Source organism: Flavobacterium sp. 40-81, assembly GCF_001898245.1.
Taxonomy (GTDB): Bacteria; Bacteroidota; Bacteroidia; order Flavobacteriales; family Flavobacteriaceae; genus Flavobacterium; species Flavobacterium inviolabile.
Window position 1 is genome coordinate 1 of sequence record NZ_MKTM01000032.1, and the last position, 23,551, is coordinate 23,551.

Consider the following 23,551-nt stretch of genomic DNA (forward strand, 5'->3'; position numbering starts at 1 on the left):
TTGAGTTTAATGATGAAAACACCTAATTTTATACATGAAAAAACCAGCCAGGTAAGCCTGACTGGTTAATATATTTTTATTCTAAAATCTGTCAACCTATTTTAGGACGACTCAAAGATCTCATCAAAAAAGTCCAGCATGGCTTTCCAGGAGCGTTGTGCCGCTTTTTCATTGTAGGCAACACCTTTGCTGTTATCGGTTCCGGCATCTTTATGGGTAAAGCCGTGAACGGAATTGGCATAATACACCATTTGCCAGTCGGCTTTGGCATCGCGCATTTCCTTTTGAAAAGCTTTGATCTCGTTCTCGGAAACATACGGATCGTCAGCACCGTGAAGTACCAGTACTTTAGGTGTAATCGGTTCAGTTTTTCGGGAAGCATCTTTGCCAAGACCGCCGTGAAAAGAAACAACGCCCTTTACCGGAAAATTGGCCCGTGCAGCTTCAAGTACTCCCGTACCGCCGAAGCAATAGCCGATTATCGCAATTTCATTCGGATTTGCTCCTTGTTTTACCAGTTGTTCCAAAGCCAGACGAATGCGCTTTTGGTATTCGGAATAATTATTTTTGTAAAATCCGGCACGTTCACCTGCCTGTTTTGCATTTTCAGGTTTATTCCCCACGCCGTAAATATCGGCAACAAAAGCATAATAACCCTGTTGTTCCAGTGTAACGGCACTTTCTTTGGCGTTGTTGTCTATGCCCATCCAGGCCGGTAAAATCAAGACACCGGCTTTGTTGGCTTTTGTCTTTTTAGGAGTGGCAGACAGCCCCTGTAGTTTTTGATTCCCATCTGAATAATCGACGGTTTTTAGCTGTGCTTGTGTTGCAATGGTTGTTAAGATAAGCACAACAGAAGCGGTTGAGGTTTTCCAGTTCATAGCATGTTTTTTAAACAAGCTTAAAATTACGAAACCTTTGGAATTTAACGGATAATAAATTTCCCTTTTTCTTTGTCAAAAAAGATATTTTCATCTTTAAACAAGGTGTCGAACAAACCGTTTGCAATGTGGTTGCAGGGTTGGTCCTGGATGATGTGTTCCGGTGTCATAATAATCATTTCATCACTCAGCTGTATGGCAAGATCGATATCATGTGTTGAAAAAAGAATACATTTCCCGGTTTCATGCGTGAGTTTTCGCAGCAGTTTGAATAAAGCCACTTTGTGCAGCAAATCCAGATGGGTTGTGGGTTCATCCAGAATGATCAGCGGCGTATCCTGGGCAAGAGCGCGGGCAACCAAAACTTTCTGCAATTGGCCGTCGCTGATTTCATAATGCCTTTTATTGGCCAGAGCGGTAATTTGCGTCAGCTCCAGAGCGGTATCCACTTTTGCAATATCTTCGTCAGACAATGTTCCGATCCAGTTGGTATAGGGCTGGCGGCCTAAAGCGACCAATTCGAAAACGGTAAGATTGCTTGGCGGCAGTTTTTCGGTAAGAACAATGCTCAGGTTTTGGGCAAGCTCCGTAGGCTGATAGGCCGTAACTTTTTTATTGTTCAGTAAAACCGCACCTTTCAGCGGTGCCTGTATGCCGGTAATGGTTCGTAACAGTGTCGATTTTCCAATACCGTTAGCACCGATAAGCGTGACTAATTTGCCGGCCTGCAAGTTCAGGTTTAAGCTTTCGGCAATGACCGTTACCGAAGTTTTGGTCTTATAACCAATACTCAGATCGGTAGTAACTAATATGTCGTTCGTTATACTCATGGCTATCTTTTACACCGTTAATTCATCATTTTTCGTTTCCGAAGCAGCAGCCATATTACTATCGGAGCTCCGATAATAGAAGTAATTGCATTTATCGGTAAGGTCATGTCGCTTCCCGGCAGCTGCGAAATACAATCGCACAACAGCATGATGGAAGCCCCTAAAAGCAGTGTTGCCCAAAACAAAACAGCATGATTACTGGTTTGGAACAACAGTTTTGCGATGTGCGGAACGGTCAGGCCGATAAAGGCAATTGGTCCGGCAAAGGCTGTAATACTTCCGGAGAGTAAACTGGTGGCAAGGATAATGATAAGCCGGGCTTTTTTAAAATTCAATCCCAGGCTCCGGGCATAATTTTCTCCCAGTAATAAGGCATTTAAAGCTTTAATGCTGCCAAGGCTGAGCAGTAAACCTATAAGAACCGTTATTAAAAGGATGATAATGGAAGTCCATGACAGGTTTCCTAAGCTTCCCAAAGACCAGAAAGTGAATTTCTGTAACTGTTCGGCCGTACTGAAATAGGTTAGTACACCCACAATGGCACCGGTAAAGCTGCTAAACATCAAACCAACGATTAAAATCCCCATGGTATCGCGCAAATAGCGGGATACTAAGAGTACAGCCAGAAGCACCGCCAGGCTGCCTAAAGTGGAAGCAAATACGATACTATAAGGCGATACGGCAATTTCCCTTAAAAAAGGCGGTAAAAAAGCAGCGCCTAATATCACCAGGGCTACACCCAGGCTGGCACCCGAACTGACGCCTAAAACATCCGGTCCGGCTAACGGGTTGCGGAACAAAGTTTGCATGAGCAAACCGCTGGCAGACAGTCCCATTCCGGCGAGTATAGCCGTAATGGCTTTGGGTAGCCGGTAACTGCTAATAATATAATCCCATGAGGTTTTGCTAACGGGATTCCCGGTAAGGCTATTGACAATTTCTTTTAAAGGAATCGCAATGGAACCGGTACTGATATTGATAAAAAACAGCAACACCAGGCTTATGCCCAGCAGGATAAAAAGAATACTGTTTCGGTTATTTGTTGTCAACTTATTCTAATTTTTGAAAAAAGTGTAATTGATAATCCGGTAAAGCTTCAGGATGGAGTATGCGGATCATGTCTTTAAGAACCAGATCCGGTCGGGTTGGTGCCAGTTCAAAATAAATAATACCGCCTTTTTTACCTTTCTTTACCGCAAATGAATATACGTTTTTATTCTTTACGGCATCAAATTGTCCGTAATGCGGATTTAACGCCAGCATTTCCTGTATGGAAGTAAACTGTCCGGGACCGATCCAGAAATCGGCTTTTTGGGCTTTATCGAAAACGGCTTCAAACGAAAGGGATATGCTGCCGGTTCCTTTGCTGTCTTTCCATAAATAATCGGCATTGGCGTCTTTTAAAAAGAGTGCAGCCCAACTGTCGCCTTGCGGCAGATACCAGGTGTCCTGATACATGGCACCGCTAAAAACGGTTGGCTTTTTTGTGGTGTTTTGGGCTATCGCCAGTGTTTTGGTATAATTCTGTTCAATGGAACTGAAAAGAGCATCGGCTTCTTTCTTTTTGCCGAATAAAGCCCCGAAAAATTTAATCCATTCGGCTTTTCCAAGCGGTGTCTGTTCTGTCCAGTCGCCGTTATACATTATTTTTAAACCTGCTTTTTCAAGAGTAGCGTAGGTTTTATTGTTGTTGTCAATGCTGAAACCTACGATCACTTCCGGAGCCAGATCGATCAGTACTTCGGTGTTGAGGTTTTCGTTTTTGCCAACTTCTTTTACTTTTTTAGCCTCTATCAGCGCTCTGGTTTTTTCGGAAGAGATATAATCGGTATTCGGGAAGCCTACTAATTTGCTTTCCACACCAAGCAATTCCAGTGAAGGAACGTGAGTGGTGGAAGTTACCACAACCGATTGAACGGGAACAGAAATGGTAGTATATTTTTGCAGGCTATCCGGAACCTTACCGTTTTTTTCCTGTAGAATATAGGTAAAACCTTCTTTGGCTTCCGGCCACGGATTCGTCACTTTTACAACACTGTAACCGTCGTAGTTGTAAATGGAAAGTCCTTTGGCATGTTTGATGGTATTCTCACCTGGGGTAGTATTTACGGCAGTTTTTTCCGTTTCTTTTTTACAGCTCACGGTTGTAAATACCATAGCCGAAAGCAGTAATAAAAGTGCTATTTTTCTCATCATTTGATAGTTGCGGTTTCTGCAAAATTAAATTTATTTTCATTGTATTTTTGTCATATATGTAAAAAAAATCGAATTCGGATTAGATAATTTCAATCTTACGAGTATCTTTGCGTTGTATTGTGGTTATACTTAAGTAGTTTACTGAGTATATTAAAAGGGAATCAAGTGCCCACGGGGAAATTTTCCGGTGTTTTAATCTTGAGCTGTACCCGCAACTGTGAGCTTTGTTTCTTTAATATAGAAATGCCTGTTATTATGCTTCAACCACTGCAATTGTAACGATTGCGGGAAGGTGAATAACAGGACGCAAGCCAGGAGACCTGCCATAGTAATTAATCATTAAAAGCTTTCGGGAAAAAAGGCTTATTAAGACTATGAAATTAAAATTACTTTTTGCTTTTCTTTTTTTGGGCCAGAGTTTGTTCGCCCAAAACGATACTATTAAATTAAATGAAGTAGTAGTATCCGATGTTCAACTGCGTGACAATACGGTTTCCCAAACGGTATTGCAGCTGAATGACTCCATTATTCACCAAAATCAGCCCGCACTGACGTCATTGTTAAATTACAATTCGGTGATCTATTTTAAGGAAAACGGATACGGTATGGTTTCTTCCGCTTCTTTCAGAGGTACTACAGCACAGCAAACCGCTGTTTTGTGGAACGGGATCAACATCAATTCACAATTGCTCGGGCAAACGGATTTCAATACGGTTACGACCCGTGATTTCAACTCCATTTCGGTAAAATCGGGTGGGGGAAGTGTGATTTACGGCAGCGGAGCGATTGGCGGAACCGTCCACCTGAACAATGAGTTTCAGTTTAAAGACCAGTTCAGAAATGAATTGTACCTGGGTTACGGAAGTTTTAATACGATCAACACACAATACCGCCTGAATGCCGGTTCTGAAAAATGGAATACCCAGATCAGTTTTAGCCGTAACAGTTCGGATAACGATTATCCGTTTGTAGGTACTGATGAAAAAAACACCAACGGGCAGTATTTCAATACCACCGTTAATGCGAATATCGGCTATAAAATAAATGCAAAGAACGTTCTTAAACTATACAGCCAGTTTTATGAAGACGAGCGTCATTTTGCGTTGACATCGGCGAATGCCATCAAAACAAAGTACCGCAACTACAATACCCGTAATTTATTGGTCTGGACCAATTATTCCGGGGCTTTTACCTCAAATGTTAAAGCGGCAATTTTAAAAGAGCGTTACCAGTATTATGACAATATTGAAAATGATAATTTTTCTTTTGGTGAGGTCAAGACATTTATCGGAAAGTATGATGTAGTGTATTCGATTTCCAAAAACATGAAACTGAATGCGATTTTCGATTATACGATAAACGAGGGTGAAGGCGAAGGAATCGGCGAAGCCACCCGGAAAATAGGTTCGGGAGTTTTGTTGTTCAAACACCAGGTATCCGATTCGTTCACGTATGAAATAAGCGGAAGAAAAGAAATCACGGATGCTTATCAGAGCCCGTTTTTATTCTCTGCCGGTGCCACTTATGCCGTCACAAAATGGTACAAGCTAAAATTAAACGGTTCCCACAATTTCCGGATACCTACTTTTAACGATTTGTACTGGAAACCGGGAGGAAACCTGAACCTGCGTCCGGAAAGTGCTTATCAGGCCGATTTTGGTCAGGAGTTTACCTTTAACGGTTTAAAACTAACGGCAACGGCTTATTATATGAAAATTAAGGACATGCTGCGCTGGCTGCCGACAAGTGAAGGATATTGGGCTCCGGTGAATACCGACAAAGTGCAATCCTACGGAGCGGAAGTTTTGCTGGATTATACCAAAAAAATGGGCGCTCATGAACTGGGATTAAAAGGTACCTATGCCTATACCGTTTCGGAAGACGAAACAACCAGAAAACAACTGATTTACGTACCGTATCACAAACTAACCGGTGCGGTTTCCTATAGCTATAAAAACATGGCAGCCTATTATCAGACGCTGTACAACGGTGAGGTGTTTACCTTATCGGACAATGATCCTAAATATATGGTAAAGGATTACCTGGTTTCCAATTTCGGAATCGATTACAGTATCGGTAAAAAAAGCCAATACCGTTTGGGAGCCCAGGTTCGTAACCTGACCAATGAAAAATATGAAAGCGTAGTCAGCCGATTAATGCCTGGCAGAAATTATAACATTACCCTAACTTTAATTTTTTAATAAAAATGAAAATCAACAAACTACTTGGACTAAGTCTTCTATCGGCAGTCTTTTTTGCCTCTTGTACAGATGAAGAGATTATTTATAAAGAAAATCCGGCACCGGTTTCTAAAGGAGCGTATGAGAACGGGATTTTAGTAATGAACGAAGGGAACTTCGGACAGCCGAATGCAGAGGTTTCTTTTATTTCCGCACAATACCCAACGTTATTCCAAAACAATATCTTCAATGTGGTGAACCCTACAAAAGTATTGGGGAATACTGGTCAGAGCATCGGATTCAATGGTGATAACGCCTATATCGTTTTAAACGGAGACAATAAAATTGAAGTAGTAAACCGTTATACTTTTGTAAGTGTAGCGACGATTCAGACCGGACTTCAGAATCCTCGTTATATTTCATTTGCTAACGGAAAAGGATATGTAACCAACTGGGGTGATGCTGGTGTGGCTACAGACGATTATGTAGCGGTACTTAACCTGACAACAAACCAGATTACCGGTAATATTGCTGTAGTGGAAGGACCGGAGCAAATTATTACGTACAACAATAATTTATATGTAGCACACAAAGGTGGTTACGGATTTAACGATAAAATATCGGTAATTAACAGTACTTCAAACACGGTACAAACAACAATCACTGTTGGCGATGTACCTTCTGTAATTGAAGTAAGCCAGGATAACCTGTATGTTTTATGTTCCGGAAAGCCAAGCTGGGCTGGAGCTGAAACCGGAGGAAAACTGGTAAAAGTGAACTTGGCAAACAATACCGTTGCACAAACACTTGATTTCGGCGCTACAGAACATCCTGGATTTATGGATATCGAAAACGGGACTATTTATTATATGAAAGGTAAAGGAGTGTATCAAAAAGATGTGGCCACAGCAACGTTGCCAACAACACCAACTTTTACTTCGACTGCTACAACCGTTTATGGTTTTGCAGCACATAACAATAAAATTTATGTAGGGGATGCCCTTAACTATGTTGATAATGGTAAAGTTTTCGTAACCACGATGACCGGAGCTGCATTAAACACTTATACAGTTGGTGTAATGCCAAACGGGTTTTATTTTAATAACTAAAAAAGAACAACCATGAAAACTAACATGATGAAATGGAGTAAGCTTTTTGCTTTAGCGGTTTTATATTTTTCTTTTGCTGCCTGTAATCAGAGCGATGATTCGGTAGTATATGAAAATCCGTTACAGGCTTATGATAATGGTGTTTTTATGCTGAATGAAGGAAATTTTGGAACGCCAAATGCTTCCGTATCGTTCATTTCAAATGACCTTTTGACCTTTCAGGACAATATCTTTTTTGTGGTTAACCCGACAAAAGTGCTTGGAGATGTAGCACAAAGCATGGGATTCTATAATGAGAAAGCCTATATTGTTGTGAATACTTCAAACAAAATAGAAATAGTAAACAGACACTCGTTTGCAACATTGGGAACAATTACAGACGGTTTGGCACTGCCTCGCTATGTGGTGGCACTAAACGGAAAAATATATGTAACCAATTCTTCAAACAATACGGTGACGGTTTATGATGCCGATACATTTGCCAAACTGGCAACTATCGCGATCAATAAAACCGTTGAAAAGATTGTTGCGGTAAACGGGAAAATATATGTGATGAATGCTTCTTTCGGTACAGGATCGGAAATTACTGTTATTAATCCTGCAACAAATACCGTAACGGCAACCCTTCAGGTGGGTGATGGATTAAATTCCATTGAAGCTAAAGGAAACACTTTATATGCGCTTAGCGGTGCAGACAGCGCCAGCAAGCTGGTTAAAATAAATACGCAGAACGACCAGATTACCGGTACAGTAACGTTCCCTGCAACATTGGTTAATGCCCGAAATATGGACATTGACGGGGAAGTGGTTTACTTTACAAAAGGTAACGGCGTGTACCGTATGGGAATTAACGATACAACGGTTAGTGATACTTCTATCTTTACAGTACCGGATAATGATTTTTCTACGTTCTATGGCTTTGCAGCTATAAACGGAAGAATATACGTGTCTGATGCAAAAGGATTTGTCAACAAAAGTGCTGTAACGATTTACTCCAGTGCCGGAACCGTTCTGAGTCAGAAAACAACAGGAATAGGAACCAACGGGTTCTATCCCAATAACTAAAACTTTTAGGCTATCTGATTCAGATAGCCTAATTTTTAAAACAGTATATTCAATACCTTAAGGATTAATGAAGAAGAAAATTACAATTTTAAGAATTTTATTTACACTGTGCCTTACAGCACTTTCAGGATTTACCCAGACACTTTCTGCACAATGCAAACAGCAAATCAGTGCCGGATCCAACCACTCTTTAGTAGTGGAAAGCGACGGCGGATTATGGCTGAGTGGTAAAAACACTTTCGGGCAGTTGGGCGACGGAACAAAGAATAACAAAAAGCAACTACAAAAAATAGGCAATCAGGTTTGGAACATTGTTTCCGGCGGGTTAAACCACACGTTAGCAATAAAGGCAGACGGTACTTTATGGGCGTGGGGAAACAACAGAAGAGGACAGCTTGGTGACGGAACGATACTGGACAGGGTAGATCCGGTTCAGGTGGGTACTGATACCGACTGGCAGGCGGTGAGTGCCGGCGGAAACCATACGTTAGCCTTAAAAACGAACGGTACCTTATGGGCATGGGGATACAATACTTCCGGCCAGTTAGGGAATGGAACAGAAACCGGAAATGCCAGTACGCCGGTTCAGGTAGGAACAGATTCGGACTGGAAGCTGATTGCTGCCGGCGGTAGTCACAACCTGGCACTGAAAACGGAAGGATCACTATGGGCATGGGGACTTAACCTAAGCGGACAATTGGGCGACGACACGGTAATCACTAAAAGTGTGCTTACAAGAATAGGAACGGCGAACGACTGGAAAACAATCAGTACCGGTTACAGCCATTCTTTAGCAATTAAAGAAAATGGTACGTTGTGGAGCTGGGGCAGAAATGCCGAAGGCGCTCTGGGCGACGGAACGACAATACAAAAAAACAGCCCGGTACAGGTGGGCAGCGAAAACAGCTGGTCGGCCATCAGCGGAGGCTGGGATTTCAGTTTAGCCTTAAAAAACGACAAGACATTATGGAGTTTCGGTTATAATTCCAGCGGACAGATTGGCGATGGAACAACGGTAAACAGAACACTGCCATTACAGGTTGGTACTGCTTCAAACTGGGAAAAGATCAGTGCCGGATCAAACCATGCAATGGCTTTAAACAATGACAATAAATTATTTACCTGGGGAAAAAACAATGAAGGACAGCTGGCCGACAATACTTTGGTTGACAAGCGCAATCCGATTGGTATCGGGGAGAACTGTTCGTTAACCGCTCTGGAATTTGACTGGAAAAACATCACATTATATCCCAATCCGACAACTTCGGAATTTACCATTCATTTTAGCGGAGTAATCCCGGAAGCTAAAATAACGGTCCTGAATACCTACGGACAGGTAATTGCCCGGAAAAATGCAGCTGCTGTTGAAACGGTAACCATGAACATTGCTGCTGCTGTCGGTATTTACCTGGTTACAATAGAATTGGAGAGCACTAAAACACTAACCTACAAGATTATAAAAAAATAACACAAACGAACATGAAAAGAATATTACTTATCGCTTCTTTAAGCCTTACGACTCTTCTTAACGCACAATCCTATGCACCGGCAGCGGGTGTAGCCGGAACGACTGCTATTCCGGGCAGCAGCTCCCAGTTTGTTGGCTGGGCTACCGGAGCTACAGTAGTTCGCGGACCGCAGAATATTACCAATCCTACCGGGCCTTTGGCCACTGTGGGAACTGCTGACGATGCTACCGGACCGGCTAACGGCAGTGCTATTGTCAGTCTGGGTGATGGCGGTAGTGCCGTGATGACTTTTGCTACGCCAATTGCAAACGGACCGGGATTTGATTTTGCTGTTTTTGAAAATAGTTTTTCCGATACCTTTTTAGAATTGGCTTTTGTTGAGGTAAGTTCAGACGGAATTAATTTTTTCAGATTCCCGTCGCATAGCGAAACGCAAACCACCACACAGATTGGCGGTTTCGGAAACCTGGATTGCCGTTACATAAACAACCTGGCAGGAAAGTACCGTGCAAACTTCGGGACACCTTTCGATTTATCCGATATTCCAAATGACCCGTTATTGAATAAAGACAGAATTACCCATGTAAAAGTAATCGATGTGATCGGTACGATCGATCCGGTATATGCAACACACGACAGCCATGGGAATATTATCAACGAACCGTATGCAACGCCGTTTGCATCCGGAGGATTTGACCTGGATGCTGTGGGGGTAATCAATCAGAGTACTTTAGGAATCCATGATTTCGATACCACGGCATTCCGTATGTATCCTAATCCGGCAAGTGATGTTGTCTATCTGGAATCGGATGAAGCAACTACGGTAGTGATTTACGATCTTTACGGACGTGTTGTTAAAAGCCTGAACAAAGGAAACCACAACCAGATACCGGTATCCGGTTTAGCTTCCGGAACATATATGATTGAAGTGGCAACAACCGGCAGAAAAGAAATAAAAAAGCTGATAATCAGATAAGCATTAGCAGCATTCCACAATTGAAGCGGTCAGGAGATACTATTCCTGACCGCTTTTTTTATTATTTTTAATAAAATTTACGAACGGATGTAACAAAAAGAAATACTGTTCGTCTTGCTATTATAAACCAAAACTAACCAACAGCGAATTATGAACCAACAGGAGTTTATAAAATTGATTTCTCCTTTTAAAGACAAATTGTTTCGGATGGCGAAACGTTTGCTTGTGAGTACTGAAGAAGCCGAAGATGCTACTCAGGAAGTTTTGGTGAAATTATGGAAAAATAACAATGTACTGTCGAGCTATTCCAGTGTTGAAGCTTTTGCAATGACGATGACCAAAAACTACTGTCTTGACCAGTTAAAGTCAAAAAGGGCCTCAAATTTGCAAATCGTACATAGCAATTACTCGGACGGAACGGCAAATGTTCAAAAACAACTTGAAGATAAAGACAGCTGGGACTGGGTGGAAAAAATAATGGAAACATTACCCGAGCAGCAGCGGCTTATTCTTCAAATGAGAGAAGTAGAGGAATATGAATTCTCGGAAATCGCCAAAATCATGGATATGAATGAAACAGCAGTGCGGGTGGCATTATCGAGAGCAAGGAAAATAATAAGAGAACAATTGGTTAAAAAACACAATTATGGAATTCAATTCAATTAATAAACTAGTCGAAAAATACTTTTCAGGAGAAACCAGTATTGCTGAAGAAAAGCAGTTGAAAGATTACTTTTCACAGCCGGATGTGGCGCCCCATCTGGAACAATACCGGGCAATGTTTGGTTACTTCACTCAGGCAAAACAAGAACAGTTTACCAAAACAGTTCCACTACAACCCAGAAAACGAAACTATGTAGCGTGGATATCTGTTGCGGCAAGTGTTGCCCTTTTGTTTGGACTGTTTACCTTTTTGAACCAGCATCCGCAAACACAGGAACACGATCTGGGAACTTTTGAAGATCCGGAAGTCGCTTACAGAGAAACTCAAAAAGCGCTGGAACTTGTTTCTGAAAATGTCAATGTAGGTGTGAAAGGTATGAGTTATATGAAAGAGTATGAAAAAACAACAAAAACAATTTTTAGATAGTAAACCACAACAATTTTAAAACCCCTTTATTATGAAAGCAATTATAAAGAAAATAGTATTCACTTTAGTTTTAGCAGTATTACCAAGCATGATTTTTGCCCAATCGACTTTTGAAAAATTTGCCGATCAGGACGATGTTACTTCGGTAGTTGTCAACAAAAAGATGTTTGAAATGATGAGTAAAGTGAAAGTAGATACTTCCGACAAGCAAACACAGGGATATATCAGTTTACTTAAAAAACTGGATAACCTGAAAGTGTACACAACAACAAGTGCAAAACCGGCTTCGGAAATGAGAGCCAGTGTAGCGTCCTATTTGAAATCCAATCCTCTTGAAGAATTAATGAGAGTGAATGATAATGGTAAAAATGTTAAGATCTACGTAAAATCAGGAGCAACCAGCAGCCAGATAAAAGAGCTTTTAATGTACATTGAAGGCGGAAACGGAAAAGGAAACGAAACTGTATTGATGTCACTGACCGGTAACTTTGATTTAGACGAAATATCAGCTTTAACAGAAAAGATGAAACTTCCCGGAGGAGAATCTTTAAAGAAAGCATCACAGAAATAAAACCATTCCAGATGCAAACGGATAATCATTTATCCGTTTGCATTTTACAACCCCATAACATTATAAAAGATGAAAAAATTAGGACTAATAGCAGGAATGCTTGCGCTTGTACTGACAAGTTGTGACAGTCATCCGTCTTTACAGAAGTATTTTGTAGAGAATTCCAACAATAAAGAGTTTATCGCTGTTGATATTGCTCCCAGTTTTATAAATGTTGATAAGGTTGCCTTGTCCGATGAGGAAAAAGCAGCTTTAAAGTCGTTTAAAAAAATGAATGTACTGGCTTTTAAAGCAGATGGCAAAAACCAGAAAGAATTTGAAACGGAGCGTGCTAAAGTGAATACCCTTTTAAAGGATGAAAGCTATCAGGAGCTGATTAAAATGGGTTCCGGAAAAGAAGGAGGCGCTATTTATTTCGTAGGGGATACAGACCACGTTAGTGAGTTTGTACTGTACGGAAATAAAAGCGATCAGGGATTTGCAGTGGTCCGTATTTTAGGTGACGATATGAATCCTAACCATGTTATGTCGCTGGTGGGTCTTCTTAAAAAAGGAAATTTAGATCTGGATCAGTTAGCGCCATTAAAAGAATTAATGCCCAAAGAGCAAAAATAAAAAAAGCCCTTTCGGGGCTTTTTTTATTTCTTTTTAAAATTCCTGCCGTACCAGATCAGGAATCCTGTTACGGGCAGCATGCCACAAATAAAACAGGCAATAAAGGCGATTATCTTTCCGGGTATTCCCAGTATAGCGCCCACATGAATGTCATAGTTGGCAGTAATGAGTTTCTCTCCGAAGTTTTTTTCATCGTGTTTTCTTTCCAGCAGCAGTTTACCGGTATATTGATCAAACTGCAAACTGTGGTTGATGTAATAAGCACCATCCACTACCTGAACATACACATTTACCGCACCGGTACTGTCGGCCGGTTTGCTGATGCTGTAGGCGCTTGCGGCCGGATATTTGCTTTTGGTCACCATGTAAACACTGTCTATAGCGGCATCGGTATTTCCTTTTACCACTTTTGAGGTGGCTGTTTTAACATCCGGTGGCGTTGTTGTGCCGGATCCGGCTACATAAACAATGGCCTGAAACCAGGTAAATGCCCAGACCATTCCGGTAAAAGCAATGATAATGGCTATTGAGGCAATGTAAAAACCGAGAATGTTGTGCAGGTCATAATTCTTGCGCTTCCATTGTGTTGTGGCTTTCCATTGGAACCAGACACGCTGCTTCCGGGCGGCTTTGTTTTTGGGCCACCACAAAATAATACCGGTTATCAGCATGATCACGAAAATAAAGGTTCCCCACCCGATAACGGGCTGACCGATTTCGGTTTCAAACAACAGGCTCCAGTGAAGAAACTTTACAATATTGAAAAAGTCGGTTGTTTCATCATAAACACCCAAAATCTTCCCGGTATAAGGGTTGACATAGATGGACTGATAATAATCGATATTCCCGAAATAAAAAACAGAATCCGGTTTGTCACTTCTTTTAAACGTACGGAAAACCCAGGCTTTGTCCGGATCGGTATAAGTAATTACTGAAGCCGACCGGATGCGTTCTCCCATTTGTTTTGCCGTTGATTCCCATAATTGACTAACGGGGATGGTTTTTTCCGCTTTGTCCGTTACATAAATAGCCTCTTTTCGGATAAGTGTGGTTATCTCATCATTAAAAACATAAATGCAGCCGGTAACGGAAAGTAAAAGAACGATAATGCCGGAAGCCAGTCCCAGCCATAAATGGACTTTTCCAATCCACTGTTTAAAAGTATTTTTCTTTTTTTTAGTCATCAGGGTATTTTCAAATAGGGCTTTTACCGTTTGGCAGTAAAATAAATTAAGGATTATTAAAACGGAATGGCGTAGGTAGCACTGTGCCAGATAAACTGATACTCTTTGTTGTTGTATGTACCCGGAGTTTCCTCTTTATGGGTCGCTTCAACAAGGTATTGGGTTTTGTAAGGCGCTTTAAAAGTGATGATCCCTTCTTTATTGGTCTTTACTTTTCTCGACCATTGGTTCGGAATAAACAAATCGATTTCCTTTTCTGCAAAAGGCTCATTTTTATAGGTTATTTTCAATGTGATCTCCCCGTTTAAACCTACCTGTTTTTTAGAAATATCACTGATGGATAATCCGTTTGGATTTGCCGAAGCCGAAGCGGTATAACCGGAACCAACTTCTGTTTTTGCCGTAGCATGGTAATGGGTTTTAAAAATCCCGAAGTTGTATTTCGTAAAGTCAATCACCTCAATTTTGTCGTTATCCAGTACAAAAGTGTAGGTACCGTTTGTTTTAGGGGTAAAAGCCGCTTTGTAATACAGATCGGCAGGTGTAACGGTCAGTTTTGTTTTTTCGCCATTCGGAGCGATTGCCCAAAGCGTGAAAGCCTGCATTTTGTTAAAAGTGTCGCTTCCTACTTTTTCACGGACATCATGGCCGTATTCGCCAAAGTAAACCCGTACTTCCTGGGAAGTATTGATTTTTCCGGTGGCATTGGTTTCAATCCACATAAAATGAGCAAAGCTTTTGCTAAGTCCCATCACTAACAGGGCGGTAATCAGGAATAAATTTTTCATATTGGTATGATTAAGTTTTTAAGACAAAAACTCCCCGTTTGACAGGGGAGTTTACTAACTAACTGGAATAAATTAAAATTTATAGGTTAATCCGGCTGTAATGGAACGCAATGCCTGCGGACTAACCGTTGACCATCCTGAATAATATTTTTCGTTGGTAATATTATTCATCTTTAAAATGATGTGGAATTTCTCAGTGCTGTATGATAAAGAGGAATTTACGATCGTGTAGCTTGGTAAGCTGAAAGTACCAATGTTGGATCTGTTCAGGGTTTTCTGCTCACTCGCATAGTTTCCTCCGAAACCGAAGCCAAAACCTTTGATGCTGCCTTCGTTAAACGTATAGTTTGCCCAGAAGTTAACCAGTGTTTCCGGACCGGCACTTTCCGGACGCATTCCGATATAACCTGCTGTATCCAAATCTTTGGTTACTTCCGAATCGTTTTTACTGAAACCGGCAATAAGGTTCAATCCTTCAACCGGGTTGGCTACAACACTCACTTCAACACCTTTGCTGGTTACCTCACCACCTTGTGTATAGGTAGCAGGACCGTTACCAACATTCATCACGATATTGCTTACTTTAATATCATAGTAACTTACGGTAGCGCTCAATTTGTTGTTGAAGAAACTTGATTTTACACCAAATTCCATCTGATTGGCTTTTTCCGGATCAAACGTTCTGTAACCTTCTCTTTCCTGAGTTGTCTGGTTGGTGATTGCCTGTGGCAAAATGTTTTTGAAACCATTCATATAGTTTGCGAAAACGGATAGTTTATCTTTTAACGGCTGGTATAATAAACCGAATTTAGGTGATAAAGCCGTTTGCCCTTTCTTTTCATTGTCTACCTGACCCACAAAATGATCCACACGTAAACTACCCATAGCCGATAGTGTAGGGGTAATGTTGATAACATCGGAAATATAGGCAGCATAGGTTTCTGTTTCTGCTGTCGATTTGGTAACCGGTGAGGCAGCCAAAGCATTGTCTACAGACGGACGGGTGGTGTTTCCGGTATCGCTGCCATCTGCTAACGATACAAAACCTAATCCTACCCAGCCGGTACTGTTGTCTTTCATAATGCTGTTGTAGTAATCCAGACCAACAACCATTCTGTTTCGTAAACCTGCAATTTTGAAGTCTCCGATAAAGTTTTGCTGAATATCCGTACCGAATGATTCTGCATTTAGCTTGGTAATATAACGATCGAATTCATTTCCGTTACCTCTGTCAAATAAATACGAGTAATATCCGTCCGATTTTGAAGTACTTCTGGATAAAGCAGTCTGTGAAGTCCATGAATCGGATATTTTGTACAGCATTTGTGCCTGTAAGCTAAAATTTGGATTCTTGATGGAAAGGTCATTTGACGTAAATGAATTTTTATAATTCTTGTCAAATAGATCGATACTGTTGAATGATAACGGTAAATTACGGTTTAAGAACAACATAGGCGCATAAGAACCTTCAGAACTGAAGAACTCTGTGTTGATCATAAACGTTAGTCTGTCTGACGCTTTATACGTTATTGAAGGGGCTACGAATAATGATTTCGAAAAACCGGCATCCTGAAAACTGTCGTTAGTCGTATAAGCGGCATTAACTCTGAAGAATACATCGTTGTTTTTGCCAAGCGGCGTATTAACATCGGCTGTAATTCTGTTTAATCCGTAAGTACCGGCATTGTAGGCCAATTCTCCGCCAAAAGTTTCATACGGTTTTTTGGTAACCACATTGATCAAACCGCCGTAAGAGATCAGGCTGCTTCCGTACAATGTTCCGGATGGGCCTTTGATTACTTCAATACTTTCGGTGTTTGCCAGATCCAGAGTACCGTTGTTAATATACGGCAAACCGTTTAACATGCTCGGCTGTACAGAGAAACCTCTCATTGAGAAGTATTGCGCTCCGTCACCGCCACGACCTGTAGATTCCCATAAACGGGTAACACCGGTTGCATTTTTTAAAGCATCGTTAAAGTTGGTAACCACCTGTTCTTTTAACAATTCTGCCGGAACCGATACATAAACCTGCGGGTTTTCAATATCTTTTAAAGGCATTTTTGAAACGGTCGCACTCACTCTTTTTGTGAACTTGTTCGTTTTCTTTTCATTAATAACCACATCATCCAGTTCATTAACAGTTTCTTTAATTACCCATACAGGTACTGTCGTTACTTCTGAATTGACCGTGATTTTTGTTTCTGATTTTTGGTAACCTACCATTGAGAATCGTAGTGTGTAGTTACCGTAGGGAAGATTGGGGATGGAGTATTCTCCGAGATTGTTGGTGGAAGTGCCGTTAGTGGTTTTTAAAACGGTTATACTTGCATTTGGAATGGGAACTCCGGATTCATTAACGATATTTCCTTTAACGGTTCCCCTGTTTTGAGCAAATGAAATCATTGAGAAGAAGCTCAACAAAAACACGACTAATTGTCTGTTCATTTTACTGTGATATTTAAGTTCATTTAGTTTGCTTCAAAATTAAATTCAACGGATTGAATAGACAAATTAATTTAGAATAAATATAAATAAATTATTTAACTATTTGTTTTTTAGTGATTTGTGTGTTTTTTTGACGGTCGGACGGAATGTTTTTATAAGAATTTTATTTCTGAAAATACTTCAACGGGACAATCGGCATTCCGGAAGATTTCCGTTTTTCCGCGAATAAATGCTTACAGGGCATTGCAATGAGATTATTTGTATTTTGAAAAAAGGAATGCCAACGGGAAAATCCGGACGCTGTTTTTTACGGTTTACTGTGGTCTTTTTTGCAGCATACGGAACAGGTATGCCAAAGAAAATTACAGGTAAAGTTCCAGTTTTTGCAGCGAATTGATTAAGACGACTTTTGAAGAGATATTTTTTGGGTTAATAAAGGCCGTAGCAGAACCCAATAGCCATAATTTGCTGTTTGCTTTCTGCAACAATTCATTTTCCAGTGAAGCTATATAATCGTTTAATTGTTCCTTTTTGGGTTCTACAGTGGAATAGCACACAAAGGTGACGTTTTCAAAGTGTTTGAATATTTCGGACAGGTTTTCTTTGGGAATGCTTTCGCCCAAATATAGGGTTTGGTATCCGTGTCGTAAAAGTTCATAATTCACATAGAGCAATCCCAATTCATGAATTTCATTCAATGGTAAAAAGAGGATAAAAACACGATCCTTTCGGGTTGGTTCATTGGCCTGTATCAGTTCGGTATTGCGAAGCAGTTTCAACCGGATCAAATGACTGATAAAATGTTCATGGGCCGGCGTGATGGTTTCGGTTTGCCATAGCAGACCCAGTTCACTCAATAACGGGAGGAAAGCTTCATAGAAGATTTCTTTAAAGGTTTTGTGCGTAATCAGGTTGTTGTAGGTTTCGATGAATAATTGCTGATTAAAGCTCATCATCGCCATTTTAAAGGCATTCACTGCATGGTTTTGAGCACTTTTATCCGATGCGGTTTCTTTAACCAGGGTGTTTAAGGCGTTGTCGGAAAGTACCGCTATTTCCGAAATTTTATAACCGTGATGGTGCAGTAAAGAAATGTTTAACAGTTTTTGAAGATGAACAGTGTCGTAATAGCGGATATTGGTATCGGTTCTCATGGGTTGTAAGATATCGTATCTTTTTTCCCATATTCTGATTGTGTGGGCTTTTACTCCTGAAAGGTTTTCAAGGTCTTTAATACTGAACAGGTTTTTAATAATGTTCATCTTTTAATCTGTTTTGTTAAACAAAGTTAGGAGATTAATCAATACCCGTTTGATAATTTCCTCTTAAATCCTTCATGCCCGCCGGTAATTAGAAGTGTTACCGGTTTGGAAGGATCCGTCCGTATTGAAGCTGCCGTAATTGCGCAACGGATTAAAAGGAAAAGACATAAGCAGCAGCCTTATTCTACATATTTTTTACCGCCCATTATTGCTAATACAGCATTGGTAACCGGCCACATTTGAAGGGCATCACCATTATTGGTCAGCAGGATGATCGTGATTTTTTTATCCAGATCTCTCCAGATCATTGTTCGGTAGCCGTTTAGTCCGCCGGTATGAAAAACCACTTTTTTAGTATCGTCTTCAATAATATTCCAGCCAAATCCGTAATCGGAATAAGTACCGTTGTTTAGTCTGGGTTTTGTAAACGCTTCTTCGAGTACCGTATCTTTTAGTAACCGATTGCTGGATAAGGCCTGATCCCAGATAAATAAATCGTGTGTGGTGGCGAAAATTCCGCCGTCGCCGGTAGTCAGGATGTTGTAATCGTCCGGTTTACTGTTTTTGTCAAAGCCGGCAACCCTGTTTTTAATTGCTGTGGTATTAGCTTCAAATACCTGTGTGTGTTCCATTTTTAGCGGATCGAAGATGGATTCTTTCATAAACAGGGCGAACGGTTTGGAGCTCACTTTTTCTATTATTAACGATAATAACAGGTAGCCGGTATTGCTGTATTCGTATTTTTCACCGGGAGCAAAATTCAGCTTTTTTTCATTTTGCAGCCAATGGAATACCTGCTGATTGGTCAGTCCCGGTTTGATTAAACCCGGGGATTCGAAATAGTCCTTTAATCCGGATGTGTGATTCAGCAGATTCCGGATGGTTATCGATTTTGCATACTCCGGCAGTTCCGGCAGGTATTTTGAAACGGGATCGTTATAGTTTAACAGTTGTTTTTGCGCTAACAGCATAATACCCATGGCAGTAAATTGTTTGGATAAGGATGCCAGGTAAAAAGGACTGTCCGGCTGTAAGTCTTTTTTGGTGGTAAAGTCGGCCAATCCGATAACGGTATCGTAAACAACCGTACCGTTCTGGGCAACCAGTATAGCACCGTTAAAAGCACCCTGAGTATGGAAATCTTTTATAACCGCATCAATCTGCCGGTGTTTGTCTTGCTGTTGGCAGGAAAAAAAGCACACGATTAACAGTAGGGATGGTAGTAAGGTGTATTTGGTTTGTTTGAAAATCATGGTTGGTGTTTTTTATTGTTATGGTTCCTGTGAATTGTTTAACAATGTGTCTGCTTATAAAGTAATCTGTTACAAAAGTGTTGGCTGTTTTAGGATTGTTTCCAAAGTTAAATTTATTAAAAAGTAATATATAAATATAATGTGGCGTCAGCAGATTCAAAATGGTGATTGATGGCTTTATTTATCAATATAGCGGAATTGTTGTTGCAGCGGATGCTGTCTGAAATCTTTTTTCTCTTTGCGTATTGCTATTTCATAAAAATATTTTCCTGATGCCGGTTCATAAACGGGATAGTTGATCTTCGCTTCAATGTAGTTTCTGTAATACTAAATTGATTTGCCAGCTGTTTTCGGTCCTAACGGTAAAAAGTATACAATAATCGTGGATTTGTCTTAAAGGAATGGCTCCTGGCCGTCAGATATTTGCAGTATAAAATAAAACATCAGGAAAATGGGAAAAGTAATCTTAATTACCGGAGCAAGTTCCGGAATGGGAAAAGAAACTGCAAAGAAACTTATCAGCGAAGGCCATACGGTTTATACAGTAGCCCGAAGAATCGACCAGATGCAAGACATCGGACAAATTGGAGGTCATCCGATAATGATGGATGTAACCGATGAAGCGGACATTGACAATGTGGTCAATACAATTATCCGAAAAGAAGGGAGAATAGATGTGCTTTGGAACAATGCGGGTTTTGGTTTGTATGGTTCGGTTGAAGATGTTTCCTTAGACGAAGCCCGAAAACAATTTGAGGTCAATGTTTTTGGTATGGCTGCAATGACACAGAAAGTGGTTCCTTATATGCGTAAAGCCGGGCAGGGGACCATTATCAACACGTCTTCAATGGGCGGGAAAATGTATTTCCCAATGGGGGCCTGGTACCATGCAAGCAAACATGCAGTAGAAGGTTTGAGCGATTGTTTGCGGTTAGAGCTGAAACAGTTCAATATTAACGTCGTGGTGCTGGAACCCGGTTTTATAGCGACGGAATTTGGATCGGTATTGCTGGATGGGTTTGCAAAGATTAGAAAGGACAGTGCTTACAGGCAGATGATGAACAAGATTGAAGACGGTACCCGTAAAGCGGCGGAAGGGAACGGTTCTTCCAAACCGGCAGTTATTGCTAATGCGGTAACCAAAATAATAAACAGTAAAAAGCCCAAAACAAGATACAGGGTTGGGAAATTTGCCAAACCTATGGTGTGGATGAGGACATATCTGGGAGATAAGCTGTTCGATAAAATCGTAATGAGTCAGTTATAACCGGATTGCAAACGTAATAAACAACCATTAAATTTTTAAAATGAAAACAATAAAGATCATATTTATACTAGTACTGGCATTTGCCGGGAAAACATTTGCACAGACCGGGGCGGACGCTATTTTGGGAAAATGGGAATCGGATAAGAAAGATGTAAAACTGGAAATCTTTAAACAGGGAGATCAATATTATGGAAAATACCTGTGGGGTAACCAGATTGTAGAAAATGATGGGGTTACCTCAAAGAAAGATAGCCGGAATCCTGATTCGAAACTTCGGACAAGGGATGTAATCGGGATTACCAGTCTGACGAATCTCAAATGGGATGGGGAAGCGTATGTGGACGGGAAAATATACAATGCACCAAGTGGCGATACCTATAGCTGTAAAGCCTGGATTAAAAATGAAAAAATGTACCTGCGTGGCTTTATGGGAGTTTCCTTTTTAGGGAAGACCGCTACATTTCACAGAATAAAATAACCTTTTTACCTCAAAACATACCGGCTAATGATTAGCTTAAAAAGTAGTGGAACAATTCGTAGCCAGAATAAAGCCCGGCATCAAAAAATATATCGTATTTTGTATGAGTAATATCCGGAAACAAATATTTTAATATGAAAGCTGTTATAATAGGCGCTACAGGCGCTACGGGAAAAGAGTTACTGGAACTGCTGATGGCAAGTCCGGAAGTGACAGAAATTGTGGCGCTGGTTCGGAAACCGCTCCCTGTAAAACATACAAAACTAAAAGAACAGGTAGTCGATTTTGACAGGATAGGCGAGTGGGACGAAGCCGTTACTGCCGATGTGGCTTTCTCCTGTATGGGAACAACATTGAAAGCGGCGGGAAGCAAGGAAGCCCAGTATAAAGTTGATTATAGCTATCAGTATGAATTTGCCAGAATAGCGAAATCGAAACAGATCCCCACTTTTATACTGGTATCTTCAACCTCGGCTAATCCGGAATCGTCATTATTCTATTCGAGAATGAAAGGAGAACTGGAGCAGGCTGTTGAAGCGCTAAACTTTAAGAACCTGATTGTTTTTCGTCCCGGACCGTTGTTAAGACCCGATTCCGACAGGTCCGGAGAAAAAATTAGTGTTGCCATTATTTCTTTTCTGAATAAACTCGGACTACTCCGGAAAATAGCACCATTACCGGTAAAAGCTCTTGCGGCATTACTGTTTCAGTATGCTGTGCGTTCACCTGCGGGACATACCATAGTAGAATCGGCACAGCTATTGAAAGAAGCAGGAGCATTAGCAAAAACAAAATAAGACCCTAAGGGGATAAAACACTGTTTTACAGTATGCGGTAAAGCATTAAAGAGAATTACGGATTAGCCAAAAATCAGGAATACCCGGTTACAGTAGTAACTGCAATAGGAAAACGAACACAGTATAGCAATGAAACAGATTATACATCTGGAGACCATCTCCGAGATCAACAGGTTTGTACAGCAGGGAGGCGCAAAGCATCCTCTGGTTGCTGTAATTGATTTTAGTAAAGTAGATGAATATATTGAGGCGGGTACGCGGATATCCTGCGGTTTTTATTCGGTTATGTTTAAGAACTACTGCATCAATAATATGAAATACGGCAGACAGCAATATGATTTTCAGGAAGGAAGTCTGATCTGTATCGCTCCCAAACAGGTTGTGGAACTGGACAGTGAGATTGAAAAACGGGAAGACATGATGGGATGGGGACTGTTTTTTCATCCGGATCTGGTACGGGGAACGGCATTGGGTTCCAGGATGAAAGACTATTCCTTTTTTTCTTATGAGGCATCTGAAGCCCTGCATTTATCAGAAAAAGAGAAACAGGTTTTACATGATTGTATTGTGAATATTGAGAATGAATTAAATGAGAATATTGATAGTCACAGTCAGAACCTGATAGTTTCCAATATAGAGCTGTTTTTAAACTATTGTGCAAGATATTATGGCAGGCAGTTCATTACAAGAAAACATACAAACAGGGATGTCGTAGGACAGGTTGAAAAAGCCCTGAAAGACTATTTCTATTCGGACAAACTGGAAAAGAAAGGACTGCCTACGGTTAGCTATCTGGCAGCGATTGTCAATTTTTCACCCAACTATTTAAGCGACCTGTTAAAAAAAGAAACAGGCATGAATGCAAAGGATCATATCCATCATTTTGTTATTGAGGAAGCGAAAAACATATTATTGGGCAGCAGCAAAAGCATAAGTGAAATAGCATATCAGTTAGGCTTTGAATATCCGCAGTACTTCAGCAGATTATTCAAACAGAAAACAGGCAATACACCTCAGGAATTCAGGAATTTGACAGCATAAAAGCTGTGTTATATAAGGAGCCAAAATTATCTGAAAAGGGTCGTTTTATTA

22 protein-coding genes and 1 riboswitch are annotated in these 23,551 nt (G+C 40.7%); of the genes, 13 read left to right on the forward strand and 9 right to left on the reverse strand.

Annotated elements, in window-relative coordinates:
• Positions 1–101: 101 nt before the first annotated feature.
• From BGO42_RS12895 to BGO42_RS12910, 4 genes are read right to left on the reverse strand one after another with little or no spacing between them, the layout of a single operon-like run.
• On the reverse strand, positions 102–881 hold the full coding sequence (locus BGO42_RS12895; RefSeq protein ID WP_273247013.1) for a dienelactone hydrolase family protein: 780 nt from the start codon (positions 879–881) through the stop codon (positions 102–104).
• Positions 882–925: 44 nt separating this feature from the next.
• Complete coding sequence (locus tag BGO42_RS12900) at positions 926–1,711, reverse strand: ABC transporter ATP-binding protein (RefSeq protein ID WP_273247014.1); 786 nt, start codon at positions 1,709–1,711, stop codon at positions 926–928.
• 17 nt (positions 1,712–1,728) lie between these two features.
• Positions 1,729–2,760 carry an iron chelate uptake ABC transporter family permease subunit gene (locus tag BGO42_RS12905; RefSeq protein ID WP_177733119.1) on the reverse strand — a complete coding sequence of 344 codons (1,032 nt, stop codon included), beginning with the start codon at positions 2,758–2,760 and terminating at the stop codon, positions 1,729–1,731.
• Between the two features lies 1 nt (position 2,761).
• Complete coding sequence (locus BGO42_RS12910; RefSeq protein WP_353681433.1) at positions 2,762–3,907, reverse strand: ABC transporter substrate-binding protein; 1,146 nt, start codon at positions 3,905–3,907, stop codon at positions 2,762–2,764.
• A 103-nt stretch (positions 3,908–4,010) separates the two neighbouring features.
• Positions 4,011–4,249, forward strand: a riboswitch (cobalamin riboswitch).
• 32 nt (positions 4,250–4,281) lie between these two features.
• Between BGO42_RS12910 and BGO42_RS12915 the strand changes: the two genes are divergently transcribed.
• The 9 genes from BGO42_RS12915 (at position 4,282) to BGO42_RS12955 (ending at position 12,982) form a co-directional block, all read left to right on the forward strand.
• Positions 4,282–6,108 (forward strand): TonB-dependent receptor plug domain-containing protein, encoded by a 1,827-nt coding sequence (locus tag BGO42_RS12915; protein WP_273247016.1) that lies wholly within the window; start codon positions 4,282–4,284, stop codon positions 6,106–6,108.
• A 5-nt stretch (positions 6,109–6,113) separates the two neighbouring features.
• The gene (locus tag BGO42_RS12920) at positions 6,114–7,196 is read left to right on the forward strand and encodes a YncE family protein (protein WP_177733123.1); all 1,083 of its coding nucleotides are present in this window, start codon (positions 6,114–6,116) and stop codon (positions 7,194–7,196) included.
• A gap of 12 nt (positions 7,197–7,208) precedes the next feature.
• Positions 7,209–8,261, forward strand: coding sequence for a YncE family protein (locus BGO42_RS12925; protein WP_177733125.1), 1,053 nt, complete (start codon positions 7,209–7,211; stop codon positions 8,259–8,261).
• 67 nt (positions 8,262–8,328) lie between these two features.
• Positions 8,329–9,729: an RCC1 domain-containing protein gene (locus BGO42_RS12930; RefSeq protein WP_273247017.1), complete on the forward strand. Its 1,401-nt coding sequence runs from the start codon at positions 8,329–8,331 to the stop codon at positions 9,727–9,729.
• Positions 9,730–9,740: 11 nt separating this feature from the next.
• Positions 9,741–10,706 carry a T9SS type A sorting domain-containing protein gene (locus BGO42_RS12935; protein WP_273247018.1) on the forward strand — a complete coding sequence of 322 codons (966 nt, stop codon included), beginning with the start codon at positions 9,741–9,743 and terminating at the stop codon, positions 10,704–10,706.
• 150 nt (positions 10,707–10,856) lie between these two features.
• Complete coding sequence (locus tag BGO42_RS12940) at positions 10,857–11,372, forward strand: GFO_1088 family ECF-type sigma factor (RefSeq protein WP_177733131.1); 516 nt, start codon at positions 10,857–10,859, stop codon at positions 11,370–11,372.
• The gene (locus BGO42_RS12945; RefSeq protein WP_273247019.1) at positions 11,353–11,796 is read left to right on the forward strand and encodes a PG0215 family putative anti-sigma factor; all 444 of its coding nucleotides are present in this window, start codon (positions 11,353–11,355) and stop codon (positions 11,794–11,796) included. The genes BGO42_RS12940 and BGO42_RS12945 overlap by 20 nt, the downstream gene beginning before the upstream one ends.
• 31 nt (positions 11,797–11,827) lie before the next feature.
• The gene (locus BGO42_RS12950) at positions 11,828–12,367 is read left to right on the forward strand and encodes a GFO_1090 family protein (RefSeq protein ID WP_273247020.1); all 540 of its coding nucleotides are present in this window, start codon (positions 11,828–11,830) and stop codon (positions 12,365–12,367) included.
• Positions 12,368–12,436: 69 nt separating this feature from the next.
• On the forward strand, positions 12,437–12,982 hold the full coding sequence (locus BGO42_RS12955) for a GFO_1091 family lipoprotein (RefSeq protein WP_177733137.1): 546 nt from the start codon (positions 12,437–12,439) through the stop codon (positions 12,980–12,982).
• Between the two features lie 23 nt (positions 12,983–13,005).
• Here BGO42_RS12955 and BGO42_RS12960 read toward each other — a convergent pair whose 3' ends face one another.
• From BGO42_RS12960 to BGO42_RS12980, 5 genes are all read right to left on the reverse strand, one after another.
• Positions 13,006–14,166: a PepSY-associated TM helix domain-containing protein gene (locus BGO42_RS12960; protein WP_273247021.1), complete on the reverse strand. Its 1,161-nt coding sequence runs from the start codon at positions 14,164–14,166 to the stop codon at positions 13,006–13,008.
• Positions 14,167–14,222: 56 nt separating this feature from the next.
• Positions 14,223–14,954, reverse strand: coding sequence for a DUF4198 domain-containing protein (locus BGO42_RS12965; protein WP_177733139.1), 732 nt, complete (start codon positions 14,952–14,954; stop codon positions 14,223–14,225).
• 72 nt (positions 14,955–15,026) lie between these two features.
• Positions 15,027–17,402, reverse strand: a complete 2,376-nt coding sequence (locus BGO42_RS12970; RefSeq protein WP_273247022.1) for a TonB-dependent receptor — start codon at positions 17,400–17,402, stop codon at positions 15,027–15,029.
• Between the two features lie 362 nt (positions 17,403–17,764).
• Positions 17,765–18,664, reverse strand: coding sequence for a MerR family transcriptional regulator (locus tag BGO42_RS12975; protein ID WP_177733143.1), 900 nt, complete (start codon positions 18,662–18,664; stop codon positions 17,765–17,767).
• A gap of 179 nt (positions 18,665–18,843) precedes the next feature.
• Positions 18,844–19,917: a serine hydrolase domain-containing protein gene (locus tag BGO42_RS12980; RefSeq protein WP_273247023.1), complete on the reverse strand. Its 1,074-nt coding sequence runs from the start codon at positions 19,915–19,917 to the stop codon at positions 18,844–18,846.
• A 451-nt stretch (positions 19,918–20,368) separates the two neighbouring features.
• On the opposite strand from BGO42_RS12980, the gene BGO42_RS12985 reads away from it, so the two are divergent.
• The 4 genes from BGO42_RS12985 to BGO42_RS13000 all read left to right on the forward strand — a co-directional run bounded on the left by BGO42_RS12985 (position 20,369) and on the right by BGO42_RS13000 (position 23,500).
• Positions 20,369–21,184, forward strand: a complete 816-nt coding sequence (locus tag BGO42_RS12985) for an oxidoreductase (protein ID WP_273247024.1) — start codon at positions 20,369–20,371, stop codon at positions 21,182–21,184.
• Positions 21,185–21,224: 40 nt separating this feature from the next.
• Complete coding sequence (locus tag BGO42_RS12990) at positions 21,225–21,662, forward strand: DUF2147 domain-containing protein (protein ID WP_273247025.1); 438 nt, start codon at positions 21,225–21,227, stop codon at positions 21,660–21,662.
• Positions 21,663–21,796: 134 nt separating this feature from the next.
• Positions 21,797–22,459 carry an NAD(P)H-binding protein gene (locus BGO42_RS12995; protein ID WP_273247026.1) on the forward strand — a complete coding sequence of 221 codons (663 nt, stop codon included), beginning with the start codon at positions 21,797–21,799 and terminating at the stop codon, positions 22,457–22,459.
• Between the two features lie 129 nt (positions 22,460–22,588).
• Positions 22,589–23,500: a helix-turn-helix domain-containing protein gene (locus BGO42_RS13000; RefSeq protein WP_273247027.1), complete on the forward strand. Its 912-nt coding sequence runs from the start codon at positions 22,589–22,591 to the stop codon at positions 23,498–23,500.
• Positions 23,501–23,551 lie beyond the last annotated feature (51 nt).

Excerpts from the sequence above, each read along its gene's own strand:
- BGO42_RS12915 (WP_273247016.1), top strand. The coding sequence starts at position 4,282 with ATGAAATTAAAATTACTTTTTGCTTTTCTTTTTTTGGGCCAGAGTTTG.
- BGO42_RS12910 (WP_353681433.1), bottom strand. The coding sequence starts at position 3,907 with ATGATGAGAAAAATAGCACTTTTATTACTGCTTTCGGCTATGGTATTT.
- BGO42_RS12895 (WP_273247013.1), bottom strand. The coding sequence starts at position 881 with ATGAACTGGAAAACCTCAACCGCTTCTGTTGTGCTTATCTTAACAACC.
- BGO42_RS12990 (WP_273247025.1), top strand. The coding sequence starts at position 21,225 with ATGAAAACAATAAAGATCATATTTATACTAGTACTGGCATTTGCCGGG.
- BGO42_RS12920 (WP_177733123.1), top strand. The coding sequence starts at position 6,114 with ATGAAAATCAACAAACTACTTGGACTAAGTCTTCTATCGGCAGTCTTT.
- BGO42_RS12955 (WP_177733137.1), top strand. The coding sequence starts at position 12,437 with ATGAAAAAATTAGGACTAATAGCAGGAATGCTTGCGCTTGTACTGACA.
- BGO42_RS12900 (WP_273247014.1), bottom strand. The coding sequence starts at position 1,711 with ATGAGTATAACGAACGACATATTAGTTACTACCGATCTGAGTATTGGT.
- BGO42_RS12980 (WP_273247023.1), bottom strand. The coding sequence starts at position 19,917 with ATGATTTTCAAACAAACCAAATACACCTTACTACCATCCCTACTGTTA.
- BGO42_RS12950 (WP_273247020.1), top strand. The coding sequence starts at position 11,828 with ATGAAAGCAATTATAAAGAAAATAGTATTCACTTTAGTTTTAGCAGTA.
- BGO42_RS12960 (WP_273247021.1), bottom strand. The coding sequence starts at position 14,166 with ATGACTAAAAAAAAGAAAAATACTTTTAAACAGTGGATTGGAAAAGTC.
- BGO42_RS12935 (WP_273247018.1), top strand. The coding sequence starts at position 9,741 with ATGAAAAGAATATTACTTATCGCTTCTTTAAGCCTTACGACTCTTCTT.
- BGO42_RS12930 (WP_273247017.1), top strand. The coding sequence starts at position 8,329 with ATGAAGAAGAAAATTACAATTTTAAGAATTTTATTTACACTGTGCCTT.
- BGO42_RS12985 (WP_273247024.1), top strand. The coding sequence starts at position 20,369 with ATGGGAAAAGTAATCTTAATTACCGGAGCAAGTTCCGGAATGGGAAAA.
- BGO42_RS12940 (WP_177733131.1), top strand. The coding sequence starts at position 10,857 with ATGAACCAACAGGAGTTTATAAAATTGATTTCTCCTTTTAAAGACAAA.
- BGO42_RS12970 (WP_273247022.1), bottom strand. The coding sequence starts at position 17,402 with ATGAACAGACAATTAGTCGTGTTTTTGTTGAGCTTCTTCTCAATGATT.
- BGO42_RS12975 (WP_177733143.1), bottom strand. The coding sequence starts at position 18,664 with ATGAACATTATTAAAAACCTGTTCAGTATTAAAGACCTTGAAAACCTT.
- BGO42_RS13000 (WP_273247027.1), top strand. The coding sequence starts at position 22,589 with ATGAAACAGATTATACATCTGGAGACCATCTCCGAGATCAACAGGTTT.
- BGO42_RS12925 (WP_177733125.1), top strand. The coding sequence starts at position 7,209 with ATGAAAACTAACATGATGAAATGGAGTAAGCTTTTTGCTTTAGCGGTT.
- BGO42_RS12945 (WP_273247019.1), top strand. The coding sequence starts at position 11,353 with ATGGAATTCAATTCAATTAATAAACTAGTCGAAAAATACTTTTCAGGA.
- BGO42_RS12965 (WP_177733139.1), bottom strand. The coding sequence starts at position 14,954 with ATGAAAAATTTATTCCTGATTACCGCCCTGTTAGTGATGGGACTTAGC.
- BGO42_RS12995 (WP_273247026.1), top strand. The coding sequence starts at position 21,797 with ATGAAAGCTGTTATAATAGGCGCTACAGGCGCTACGGGAAAAGAGTTA.